Annotated in this window: 5 protein-coding genes; all 5 read right to left on the reverse strand. The window is 37.9% G+C overall.

Annotated features, from left to right (window positions below; genetic code table 11):
• Positions 1–635: 635 nt before the first annotated feature.
• Complete coding sequence (locus PN470_RS04185) at positions 636–1,571, reverse strand: methyltransferase domain-containing protein (RefSeq protein ID WP_272103776.1); 936 nt, start codon at positions 1,569–1,571, stop codon at positions 636–638.
• 76 nt (positions 1,572–1,647) lie between these two features.
• Positions 1,648–2,661 carry a hydroxyacid dehydrogenase gene (locus PN470_RS04190; protein WP_272103778.1) on the reverse strand — a complete coding sequence of 338 codons (1,014 nt, stop codon included), beginning with the start codon at positions 2,659–2,661 and terminating at the stop codon, positions 1,648–1,650.
• Between the two features lie 38 nt (positions 2,662–2,699).
• Positions 2,700–4,460: an ABC transporter ATP-binding protein/permease gene (locus tag PN470_RS04195; RefSeq protein ID WP_103111558.1), complete on the reverse strand. Its 1,761-nt coding sequence runs from the start codon at positions 4,458–4,460 to the stop codon at positions 2,700–2,702.
• 82 nt (positions 4,461–4,542) lie between these two features.
• Positions 4,543–12,441 (reverse strand): type I polyketide synthase, encoded by a 7,899-nt coding sequence (locus tag PN470_RS04200; protein WP_272103780.1) that lies wholly within the window; start codon positions 12,439–12,441, stop codon positions 4,543–4,545.
• 131 nt (positions 12,442–12,572) lie between these two features.
• Positions 12,573–13,328, reverse strand: a complete 756-nt coding sequence (locus tag PN470_RS04205; RefSeq protein WP_271938434.1) for an aspartate/glutamate racemase family protein — start codon at positions 13,326–13,328, stop codon at positions 12,573–12,575.
• Positions 13,329–13,347 lie beyond the last annotated feature (19 nt).

The following is a 13,347-nucleotide window of genomic DNA, read 5'->3' on the forward strand; positions in this document are numbered from 1 at the left end:
TAAAGCAGCTCTAAAGAGTTTTGAGTTAAAAGTTAAACTTCAAGTTTTCATTCAGGACGAATGTACTGATTAACTAATTTTTTGGGGAAAATTAGTTAACCGATCATTATAACATATAATTAATTTGCAAGAGTTCTATTAAATTGAATATAGATTTTGGGTTCGATCCCCCCTTAATCCCCCCTTGATAAGGGGGGTGTCGATCCCTCCTTAATACTAGGGCTAATTCATTCTCCGAATCTACTTCTTTTTTTTGCTACCTTTAATCGCTTACGAGGTAAGTTAGGGAGCAGGGGAGTACCGGTTTTTGCTCTCATAGTAGGTTGATTCATGAATCAACCTACAAAGCACGACGTTTTGACAAATTTTCAGCTATGTATTTCCGAGAAATCGACTAAAAACGTTACCAGATAAGGAGTTGAGAGAATGACATAAGAGAGAATGAATCAGCCCTACATCTGGGGGGTGACTAGCGATTTCTAGCTTAACCTGCGTTCGGGATAACGCTATAGAAGGGACTGTTAGAAAACCTTGGCCAATTCTAGATTCTCAACTCCTTGATTAATAGGCAATCGCTAACAAGAAGTCCCCCCTATCTATGGACTGGGTTTTACCTCAATCTGCTTAAACCGAACTCAGTTTAATTTAGGCTTTTCTGCCGAAAACAAAAGATAATCATCAAACGCCATAAACCAACCCCGATTTCTTGACCAAGCTTCGAGTCCTGGGTTATCTTTCTGGAGATCGATAACTAAATCATGCTTACTAATTCCTTGGCTAATCTGGGCAAAATAATGAACCATTGCCGGCCAAACATATTCACTAATAGATAAAGCTTGGATATTAACAAATCCATGCTTTTTGAGTTTTTCTACATAAGTATGTCGGTCGTATTGATTAGCAAAGGGAATACACATTTTCTTACTATTAACCCGCAGCCAGAAGTTAATTTCTCGACCCACTCTAGGCAAACAATCCGCTATAGCCAACCTTCCACCGGGCTGCAAAACTCGAAAAGCTTCTGCAAAAAAATCCTCACGAGTGTCAAAATGAAAAGCACATTCTAAAGCGGTCAACTTATCAAAAGAATTCTCAGAAAAGGGGATTTGAGTAGCCGAGCCGACTTGAAGTTTTATCCTGTCCGATAACCCTGCTTTAGCTACTCTTTCTTGAGCAATTTCTACTTGTAACTCAGTTGTATTTAGACCAATAATTGAGCTAACATTGTTTTCTCTTACCCAGAGTAAATCCTGTTCAGCAAAACCGAAACCCACATCTAAAAGGTGATCTCCGGCTTTAAGTTCGGCTACTTCGGCTAATTTACGCGCTAAAGCGGCACAAGCTCCGTTATAAGTTGTTTCTTCTTTCCAATAACCAAAATTAAGCCATTGGGGAAAATTAGGATCCTGAAGATGAGGATCGCGTTTCGCTATATTAGTATATAGTTCAGAAACTTGAAACTGATCTTGCAAAAACGCCATTTCTCGAGCTGGATTAAGGATAAATTGTTTGATGATTGCCCAGCGATTACGCCATTCATCTTTGAGGGGAATTTTGCCGATGTTTTCCAAATTATTATCCTCCTAAGGATTTTTCAGAAATATTGCCATTTTTAACTAACCGAATCCCTGAGATTCTCTAGATGCTTTAAAAAAGATTCCACGCCTCCGGATTAATCATATAAGGAGGCTTCTCTCCCTGAAGCACTTGTAATATTTGATTCGCCGCCGAAACAGCAGCCGCTAGACTCGCTTCAGGGGTTACTCCGGCTAAATGAGGTGAGAGAATGACATTCTCAAAATTATATAAAGGATTATCTAAAGCCGGCGGTTCTGGTTCAAAGACATCGAGGGCGCATCCAGCTATCAATTTTTGATTAAGGACGATCCCTAAATCCTTTTCACAAACGACTTTTCCCCGGGAGGTATTAATTAAAAAAGCTGTTGGTTTCATCTTTTTAAAAACTGATATATTAAACATTTCCCGCGTTTCACTTGTTAGTTCAGTATGCAAAGAAACAAAGTCCGATTCAGCCAGAAGAACATCTAAATCTTTGACCCAAGTTGCTCCTACTGTCTCCGCTTTGCTGGCTGGAACATAGGGATCATAAGCTAATACTCTCATCCCCAGTGCTAGGTTACATTTGTGAGCCACCAGAGTACCAATTCTTCCTAAACCTACAATACCAAGGGTCTTGTTTTCGAGTTGAATCGGTTGCATCTGATTGCGAATTAAATAGTTACCCTTTTTCACACAATGATCTAAAAAAGGGAGCTTTTTGGCAAGGGCTAAAATCATAGATAAGGTGTGTTCTGCTACAGCTGTAGTTGACATTCCGGGATTATTAACAACGATAACCCCCTGTTCTGTTGCTGCCATAATATCAATAGAATCTGTGCCAAATCCAGAGGTACTAATTACTTTTAATTGTTTTGCTAATCGGATTGATGAAGCCTCTAACTTATTAGGATAACGCACAAATACGCCAGATACTTCTTGAATGGCCTCATTAATTTCCTCCAGTGTAGGGTTGGACAAAATTTCTATATTAGTAGATTCTTCAAGAAGTTTTTGCCCCGCTTCATCATACATTTTTCCGATTAAAAGAACCCTGGGTTTTTGAATATCCATAGTCAGAGTTTTTGGTGAAGTAGTAGTCATCGTAATTTTTCCTAAATTGAGGTTTAGCAATGAAACAGTTACAGAGCTTTTGAGGCTCGATAATCATCTATGGAAAGAAGTCGCCAACTAGAATCCTCTAAAAGTTCTAAGACCCATTGATGATACTTAAATAAACTTTCTCTATGTCCTACGCTAATAAAAGTTGTCTGTGCTTTTTGTAACTGCTGATATAAGGTTTGTTCGTTGTTCAAATCTAAGGCACTTGTGGCTTCATCTAAGATTACATAGCGGGGATGGGTTACTAACAATCGGGCAAAAGCAAGGCGTTGTTGTTCTCCTAAAGATAGTATATTTTCCCAAGGAACTTCCGCATCAAAGCCATGAACTTTTGTGGCTATATTTTGAAGATTAACTTGTTGTAAAACCGATTCAAGTTCTCCATCGGTCATTTCACGGGTTGTTTTAGGATAAAGTAACTGTTCTCTGAGAGTTCCTAAAATAATATAAGGACGTTGAGGTAAAAAGAGAAATTGTTCTAAGGGAGGTCGTTTTAAACAACCAGTTCCTGCATTCCATAAGCCAGCAATAGCTCTTAATAGAGAACTTTTACCTCGTCCACTCGGTCCGACAATTAATAAACCTTCGCCTGGTTCGATAGATAGGGATAAATGTTGAACAATTACCTTTTCATAATCCGGTGTTTGTAAAGTAACATCCTCAAACTTGATCTGATTTTGTTCAAGGGTTTTAATGGTACTAGCATCCTTGGTTTGTTGGCCGATTTCTTCTAAGGCCGACGAAAATTCAGATAGACGCTCAACATAACTGGAAAATCTGCCCAAAGAACCAAATTCAAGGATTAACTCAGAAAAACCATTAGCAAACATACTGCAAGCAATAATAGCCTGATTAACTTGTCCGAAATCAATTTCCCCCCGAATATAGGCTGGAGCGAAGACAACAAAGGGAAATATTTGAATAACTGAGCGATAACCTCGACTAAAAATGTCTTGATTTTTCTCCCAATCAATCTTACTGAGAGAATTTCTGACGAGATTATTAAATCGACGTTGAATGATTTTCAACTCTTGATTTTCGCCTTGAAAAAAGGCAATAGATTCAGCATGATTCCGAACATGAGTTAAAGTGTAGGTGTAATTAGCTTTGGATTCCAATTCTTCTTGACTAATCTTATCTAATTCTCGACTTAAATAAACAGCAATTAGGTTGCCGACAATTGTATAAGCCACTAAAATCAAGGCGGCTAGTCGGGAAATCGAAAAAAGAATTACTAAAAAAGTCGTCATTTCTAAGACTTTTTCTAATAAAACAGAGCCAAAATTAACAGCATTTCTAGCAATGGGTTCTATTTCTTGAGCTATCCTTTGATCTGGATTATCCACATCGGATCTAAAATTAATTTTATAATAGGCGCGATCGCTCAAATATTGGGTAATAACCTGCTGATTTAGCCATTCATACCAATCCAGAATAATTCTTTTTTTAACAAATTTAGAAAATGCAGTAAACAGGGTAATTAAAAGTAATCCTAAGCCATAAAATAATAGAATTGTCAGAAACTTAGAGGCATTTTTATCTTGAATAATAACATCAACTAAATAGCGATTAACGAAGCTATTAACTGCATTAGAGGCAACCAGTCCAACAATTACTAAAAGGAGGAGAAACAGCATTCCCCATGAACTTATTACCTCGGAAAATTTTCTTCCTTCTTTAGGATCAGTTGGATACCAGTAAGGACCGGCAATCAATTTCAGATTGTCAAAAAATTGATGAGAGCTTTTTACGGTTTCTTGTTGAAAAAATGTAGTTTGCATAGTTTTAATATAGGTTAACTTTTAGGAAATGCCTTGAATTTTTTTTAATTTCAAGCTTTCTAACTTCAAGGATTAGGATTATTTAATCTCCTAAAAAAGCCTCTAAATCAGTAAGTTCTTGTAAGATTAAATCCTCACTAATCTCCTGCTGAACTTCAGTGAAGTTAATCATCTTTTTCTCGGCTGTTTTTTGAACTTTTTCACCGAAAATGCGGTCAAGCAGATAATCAACTAAGCGTCTAATATTAGGGAAATCAAAGACTAAAGAAGTGGGTAAGAGAACTTCTAATCTTTTCTCTAAACGATTTTTCAATTCAATAGAGGATAGGGAGTCAATCCCCATTTCTATCAATCCTTGTTCTGTATCTGGCATAGATTTAATCCCTAAAATAATTCTGACTTGTTTGCTAACATATTCTAACAAATATTCCCGACGTTCTCCGAAAGGCATCTCCTCTAAAAGATGCAGTACAGAGTCTGATTCTTGAACAGACTTAATGGCAACTTCTGAGAGTCCTAAATTTTTTAGGAGTGGTTTCTCACCTTTAAATTCATAGATATTTTTGAAACGAACCCAATCCACATCGGCGATTAAAACCTGTGTTTGATTAGAAGCCATAATAGCATCCATCACTCTCAAGGCCATATCTGGAGCAATTTCCCTGATCCCAATCTGTTTGAGCCAGTCCTCATAGTCTTGAGATACTATACCATGACCCGCCAATAATGCCCAATTTAAAGTCGTTGCAGGCAGCCCTTGAAGATGACGGAAATGAGCCAAAGCATCCAGCCAATGACTAACAGTATCATATAAGCCTTGTTCCTTTGCCCCCCAAATTGCACCCGCCGAAGAAAACAGCACAAAATAGTCTAATTGACTACCCAAAGATAGTTGATGTAAATTCCAAGAACCCTTAACTTTTGCCTGAAAAACTGCTTCCAGATCCTGCAGAGTACAGTCTTTTAATTGAGCTTGTCGGCCTGAGATTCCGGCAAGATGGAAAATGCCACGCAGGGGATAAGCGGTTTTTTCAATTTGGGTAAATATGGCCTGCATAGCCTCAAAATTGCCAACATCTGCCGAAATAACTGCGATTGATGCTCCTTTTTCCTCTAATTTTCTAATTTTTTGTGATATTTGAGCTAATTCGGCTGCTGAATCCCACAGGAAGCGGACTGGTAATGAGCGGCGTGTCGTTAAAATGAGATGTTTTGCTCCTAAATTGACTAAATGTTCCGCCAATTCTAAGCCTAGATGTCCTATTCCTCCCGTAATTAGGTAGGTAGCCTCAGGTTGAATCTTAACAGTTTTTGTCTCTAGAGACTTCAGAGGAAGCAGACGAGCAACATAGCCTTGACCTTTGCGGAAGACCAAATGATCCTCATCGTGAGCATGAGTTAATCCTAATAGTAATGCGGTAATATTTTGATTAATGTCAACGTCGGGATCAAGATCGAGCATACCTCCCCATAATTGCGGATTTTCTAGGGCAATAACACGCCCCATTGCCCAAAGAGGAGACTGAAACCCCAAAGAAGGCTGTTCTAATTCAAAGGGTTGGGCCCCCTGAGTAACAAGGAATAATTGAGGGGGATTAGGGATTTTTTGAATAGCTTTGAGAAGATTTAAAAGATAGTTACAGCGATTCAATAAAATGGATTCTGGTTGATCTTTGCCATCACTATTCAAAAGATAAATAATCCGATCTGGAGATGGATTTGACGCAAACCATTCCTCTAATTGTTGTAGTTGATTAGCATTCAAACAAGACTCAGAAGATGATATTTGTGTATTTTTCTCCCCTTGATAAATTATCCGACAGGAATCACACTTTTTAAGTAGTTGCTCTTGAATCCCTAAGGCAAAAGTATTTTGTTGGGGTTCAATATCAGTAAAAATTAGCCAGTTTTTAGCGGTGTTAGGGGAGATTTCTAAACTTTGAGCCAGAATAATACTTTGCTGAAATAAAGCAGTACCTATTTTTTGATCAGGAGAAACAAATTCCACCTGAGAAAAACCCGATTTAAGCAGCATAGATTCCCAAGTAGATGCTGTAATTATAGGATGATTTGGGCGCAAATGATAATCGCTAAAACGCCACCACCCTTGAGTGACACCAAAGATTAAATCAATCCAGGAAGATTGCTGAGTTAATTCTAACAGTAATAAATGACCGCCTGGACGTAGTAAACTTTGAATATGAGGCAAGGTTTCCTCTTGTAAATTGGCGGTAGAGTGTAAGACATTAGCTGCGATAATCAAGTCATAAGAATGACAGCAAAACCCTTGTAATTTCGGGTCTTTTTCAATATCGAGAACTTTGTATTCTAGTCCAGAAAATTCAGCCAAATTATCTCTAGCTTTCTCTAGAAAGAAGGGGGAAACATCAGTAAATGTGTAGGTAATTTGACGAGAGTTACAAGCTTTAAGAACCTGTTGGGTTGTAGCTCCAGTTCCCGCACCAATTTCGAGAATGCGGAGGGAGGCTGAGGGAGGATAACTTGAGAGTAGAAGTTCAACGGTTTTAGAGATACCCAGATTGAGAATTTTTGCCGAAGATGTATTTTTATAAAATTCGCTGGCTCCTCCTTGTCCATCTTGAGAAAATAGGATAGATAAAGGAGATATTTTTCCCGTAATAATGGCCGCTAAATTTGTGGCAACTTGTCGAAATAGATGGAGTTCTATTTGAGCATTAGGATAATGATTGATTAAATCTTCTACCGCTAAATCAGGATTAGATTGTTCAGGTTCTTTAACAATTTTCCATAGGGTATTTTGCTTTTCTAAAATGCCTACTTTCGCTAATATTTCTATAACATAATTCCAGAAATATTTATATTCTTGTTTGAGTCCAGCTTGAATAAAACTTTGATCGGGATCAAGAAAGGTATTCATTTGAAAGAGTTCTAAATCTTTCAGAGCTTTAACAACAAAGTCAGCCGCCAGTTTTTCCATTTCAGAAAAAGCGAGAGAAACTCCCATCAATTCTGAGGATTGTAATTGGGGTTCTAAGTAAACCTCTAAATCCGTTTTAAGGCTGGTCAGATTTTCTAGCTTACCGTTAGCTAAATCACAGGGAAGCCAAGCTACTTGATAAAGTAATTTGGCAAAATCAAAGTCCTCCTTTTCTTGATAATACAGTTTAATCAACTGTTGAACAATGGCAGATATTGTTGGTTTTTCATCTTCAGAATAATGACCTGTTTCTAAGAGGGTTTGCATCAAAGTAGTTTTGTCCTTTTCGGATAACATTTTGACCAGATTAGATTCCCGTGGAACAGTTGCAGATGGGGTTTTTAAAGAAATCCAGTGTTGACGTTTTTGAAAGGGATAAGTAGGTAAAGCACATCGTCTAGGATGATAGTCTTGATCAAAACTAAACCAGTCTATCTTTGCACCGCGAACATAGAGTTTACCCAGACTTTCTAGTAAAACTTGCCAATCAGAAAATCCCGAGCGTAAACTGGGTAGAGTTAGAGGTTCAGATGAAGATAGAGATGATTGAATAATTCCTGAGAGAATAGGTTGAGGTCCAATTTCAATAAAGGTATCACATCCAAGAGATTGTAGGAATAAAGCTCCTTGATGAAATTGTACCGTATTTAGTAAATGTTGAAGCCAATACTCAGGAGTCATAATGCTGTCATCAGCAATTTCTCCCGTTAGGTTAGAGACCAGAGAAATTTGAGGTTGACTGAAAGAAATCTCTTGAAGAATCGTTTTAAATTCTGCAACCATTGGTTCTACTAAAGGGGAGTGAAAAGCATGAGAAACTTTAAGTTTACGAACTTTAACCCCAGTATTAGTAAAATGGTTACAGAGTTTTTGAATTACGTTTTTTTCTCCAGAAATAACGGTATGCTGTTCCGCGTTAATGGCAGCAATAGCGATTTTTATTCCCTGACTTTGGCAATGCTCAACAACTGAGTTCTTATCGAGAAAAATAGCCGCCATTTCCCCTTGATTTTGGGGTAATTGCCCCATCAAGTTGCCTCGATGGCTGACCAGTTTTAAGCCACTTTCAAGATCAAAAACACCAGCAAAACAAGCAGCCGAATATTCCCCTAAACTATGGCCTAAAATAGCGGCTGGTTGAATTCCCCAAGAATGCCATAATTGAGCGAGAGCAACTTCAATCAGAAATAGTGCCGGTTGGGTATAAGCGGTTTGGTTTAAGGAGTCATCTGTATCGGCAAATGCGACGTTTAGTAGGGATTTACCCGTTAGTTTTTGATAGTATTTTTCCCCTGCGTCTAAAGTTTTTCTAAAGGTGGGTTGAGTCTGATAAAGTTGATGAGCCATCCCTACATATTGAGAACCTTGCCCTGTAAATAAAAAGGCAATCTTAGACGGTCTTTTTTCATCAACTATACCATAAATAGTTGACTCATAATCGAGCTGCTTAAACTGCCGTAATTGTTCAATAAAATCACTATTTTTATAGCCAGTTAAGGCTAAACGATTTGAGAAATGAACTCGGCCTGTATTTGCCGTAAATACTACATCAGACAGATCCTTTTCAGGTTGACTTTCTAAAAAGTCTATGTAGCGACTTACTAACTCTGTTAAAGCTAGTTCGGTTCGAGCGGAAAGGGTGAGCAAATGATAGGGACGTTGGCTCTGATTGTCTTGAGGAATAATGGGAGGAGCTTCTTCTAGAATAACATGGGCATTAACCCCGCCAATACCTAAAGAGTTTACCCCTGCCCGTCGGGGTAATTTTTCGGACTTGTCTTGCTTAGTAGTCCAATAAATAGCCTCATTATTAATGTAAAAAGGAGTCTGGGAAAAATTAATTTGAGGGTTAGGATTTTGGAAATGTAATGTAGGTGGAATAATCTTATATTTGAGGGCTAAAGTCGCTTTAATTAAACCAGCAATACCGGAAGCAATCTGCATATGTCCGATATTGGTTTTTACTGAACCTAAAGCACATTCTCCCTCATTTGCACCCTGATAAACTTTAGCTAAAGCATCAACTTCAATGGGATCTCCAAGGGGGGTTCCTGTGCCATGAGCTTCCACAAAACTAATTGTATTAGCATCAACACCGGCAAAGGCTAGGGCTTCCGTAGCGGCAGCAATTTGACCCTCTCCACCGGGGGCAGTAAATCCTAACTTTTGACCACCATCATTATTAATAGCAGAGCCTTTAATAACTGCATAAATATGGTCATGATCGGCTAAAGCATCTGACAATCTTTTGAGCATAATTACTCCTACTCCACTGCCAAAAATAGTCCCTTTTGCTTCAGCATCAAAGGCGCGACAATGGCCATCAGGAGACATAATCAGTCCTTCTTGATATAAATAACCAATTTTTTGAGGAGAATTAATTGAAGCAGCTCCAGCTAAAGCCATATCACTTTCTCCACTGATTAGACTCTGACAAGCGAGATGAACTACAACTAATCCAGTAGAGCAAGCAGTTTGAACATTAACGCTCGGACCATGTAAGTTGAGTTTATAAGAAATTCGCGTTGTTAAATAGTCTTTGTCATTAGCTACCATTGTTTGAAACCCTCCCATTGAATCTAGTGTGAAGGGTTGTAACTCGTCATTACTATCTAATTTACCCCGATTAGGATAACAATTATTTATCAGATATGTGTTCATACTTGCGCCCGCAAATATACCAATTGATCCTTGATAAGTATTAGGATTATAACCAGCGTTTTCTAAACATTCCCAACTACATTCAAGCAGTAAACGTTGCTGAGGATCTAGTAATTCTGCCTCTCTATCTGTATAGCCAAAAAATTCGCTGTCAAAGTATTCAACTTGCTCGAGAATTGGTCTAGCTCTAACATAATTAGGCTGATTAAATAGTTCCGAAGACACTCCCGATTCTTGTAATTCTTCTTCAGAAAAGAAAGAGATAGTTTCGATTCCATTTTTTAAATTTTCCCAGAAGGTTGTTAAATTTTTAGCCCCCGGGAATTGCCCCGCCATACCAATAATTGCAATGTCATGGGTTTCATTATGGCGACGGCTCCGATTTTCGGCACGTTGACGGCTTTTTTGTGCTATAACTTGATTAGTATTTGATTCTTCGCTTAAGAAACGGGCTAGGGTGGCAACGGTAGGATTTTTAAACATTTCAGCAAGGGATAGCTGACGGTTAAAAAGTTTTTCAAGTTCATTTTGAACTCGGATTAAGTGTATAGAATGTCCCCCTAGTTCAAAGAAGTTATCTTCTAAACCAACTGAGGTTAACTGTAAAACTTCACTCCAAACCGCCGCTATTTGCCGTTCATTTTCTGATTGAGGTAAGGTTTGATTTTTCTGACGCTCTTTTGCTAAATATTGATCTATTTCTTGGATACGGCTGCTAAATAATCCCTGTTCAAAATCCTTTTTTAATTTAGATTTTTGAACTTTGCCAATAGAGGTTTTAGGAACTAAATTTCTTTCTAAGGGAATGACATAAGCTGGAGCAATCCCGAATTTTTGTGTTACATGACTGCGAATTTTTCTAACAACTTTTATTCCCTGTTCAAATTGCTCAGATTCTGGGCTAAAAGTAATAACTAATAAATCAGTTTCTCGACTTTGATCAAAGACGGCAAAGGCGGCTGTATAAGAGACTTTAACTCCTTCTAATTCTTCGATTGTTGTTTCAAGTTCATGGGCAAAGTAATTAACACCATTAATTATAATTTCTTGTTTTTCTCTCCCAGTAATAAAGAGTTCGCCCTTAGATAAATACCCCAAATCTCCAGTAGTAAACCACCCTTCTTGAAAAACTTCCTGGTTGAGTTCATTATTATTATAATATCCTTTAGTAACAGAATTACCTTGAATTTGAAGCTTTCCAATTTCTCTTTCAGGTAAAGGATTATTTTCCTGATCGACTATCCGGATAGTTGCTCCCGGAATCGGCTTTCCTAGAGAGACAAAACTATTTTCTTCGGTGAGTTCATTTTTACTTAAACCGGCTGACCAAGTAATCCCAGAACAGGATTCAGTCATGCCAAAGGCCGGTTTAATCGCTCTCTCCTGTAGTTGATGTTTTGCAAGAATTTCTAAGAATAGGCGAATCGTTTTTACTGAAACTTGCTCGCCAGCATTCACTAAAAATTTCATTGAGGAGAGGTTATAAGAGACGTGCTTAAGTTCTTCGGCCTGTTGATTAATTAAGGAAAATGCAAAGTTAGGAGACCAAGAAATGCTTACTTGATGCTTTTGAATGAGTTCTAACCATTGCAGAGGTTGGCGTAGGACTAATTCCATGGGAACATGAATTTGATCACAAGCCAAATCTACCGCCATAATTCCTAAAAATACGATAGCTCCTACATGATCCAAGGGCATCCAATTAAGGGTAACTTCTTGTTGGGTAAAGTGGTTCATCGCCACTGTACCAGCAGTCATGGACAGAATATTATGATGAGTTAATATTACTCCCTTGGGCATACCAGTACTACCCGAAGTAAAGAGTAATAAGGCTGCATCTTGTGGGTCAAGAATCGGCAATTGTTCGATTTTAGAGGGTGCTTTTCTGAGTTCATTAACTGAGATAACTTGCCACCCTTCTAAATGAGAGTAAGTTCCTAATTTTTCAATTTCAGTAATTAGCTCACTGTCGGATAATATCAAGGGATTGTCTAAAATTTTCCAAACATTCTCTAGTTTTTTGACGGCAGAATTTTCCAGATCATAGCTAGGAGCAACGGTCAAAGGAACTGGAATAATTCCCCCTAAAAAACAAGCCCATAGTGCGGGAATAAAGTCTTGATTTTTGGCAATTTGTAGAATGACTTTATGCCCTAATTTTATTCCTTTTTGTTCCAGTCCATTTAAAATAACCAAAGCATCTTGATATAAGTCTTGATAACTCTGAAAATATTCAGTTGCGTCATTTCTGATATAAGTAATTCCATGATTATTATGCTTAGTGGCAGTTTCTAATACTTCTGACAGAGTCCGCCAATTATCTTCCAATTGTCCTCCAAAACTGATGGAATGCTTAGACATTTTTTTTACACCTCTTTATCAAAAATAGGAATAATCTTGAAAACCTGATGAACCAGTATATCGCTACCCACAAGTTAAAAGTCAGAAGTGATCAACTCAAGTTTGAATTGTACCTGATAGAGGTGCGATGGTCAAGGGCTTTTTGGGTTTGAAGGCTGATGGCAGTCGGTCACTAGATCTACCTGAGCTTGTTTGATGATTAACTGAGAAAAGTTTTGAGCGATAGTACTTAACGGATCGATCGCTTTAATGGAGTCAATTCCTTTAAGTTTGAGAGATTTTGTTAAGAGATGAAATTCGGTACACCCAGAAATATAGGAGCGACTGTTATATTTCTCTAATAATGCTTCTATATCCCTAAGAATACTTAACGGATCCTGTCCTCTTTTTAGCACTTTATAGATCATTTCATGAATCAACTTTTGATCACTTTCTGAGAGAGAAATAATCAGATCTGCGGTGGTGCAGCCTTCATGAAATAATTTTTTCTGGTAAGTCCCTGTACTAGCAAGTAAAAGGGTAGGTTTATTATATTCTTGGAGTTCTTGGTCTGCTATTTTAATTAAGGAAATAAGTTTACCCTTCAGATTTTCGGGAATCTGAGGCAGAGCATAATGAGCCGTACAACAGCCAATGACTATGCAATCAGCCAGTTTATTGAGATGTTCCAGATTGACTTGAATAAAATCAATAAATTCTCTTTCTTTTCCACTACCAATAGAACCTGTGCGATCAGGTGCAGAGGGAAGGGAAAAAACGATAACATTAGGGGCTTCTTGTTCCTTATCAATAAAAGGATTATATTCATAAATCGATTTCAGAAATTCGGCGGTAACCAATGGTCCCATACCACCTAAAACGCCAAGAATCGGTAGTTTTGTCTTCATTAAAATCTCCTGCTAGTGT

Source organism: Microcystis sp. CS-574 (assembly GCF_028329095.1).
Taxonomy (GTDB): domain Bacteria; phylum Cyanobacteriota; class Cyanobacteriia; order Cyanobacteriales; family Microcystaceae; genus Microcystis; species Microcystis ichthyoblabe_A.

What these genes read in the sequence shown, in the direction of transcription:
- PN470_RS04190 (WP_272103778.1), bottom strand. Translation starts at nt 2,661, where the DNA reads ATGACTACTACTTCACCAAAAACTCTGACTATGGATATTCAAAAACCC.
- PN470_RS04195 (WP_103111558.1), bottom strand. Translation starts at nt 4,460, where the DNA reads ATGCAAACTACATTTTTTCAACAAGAAACCGTAAAAAGCTCTCATCAA.
- PN470_RS04200 (WP_272103780.1), bottom strand. Translation starts at nt 12,441, where the DNA reads ATGTCTAAGCATTCCATCAGTTTTGGAGGACAATTGGAAGATAATTGG.
- PN470_RS04205 (WP_271938434.1), bottom strand. Translation starts at nt 13,328, where the DNA reads ATGAAGACAAAACTACCGATTCTTGGCGTTTTAGGTGGTATGGGACCA.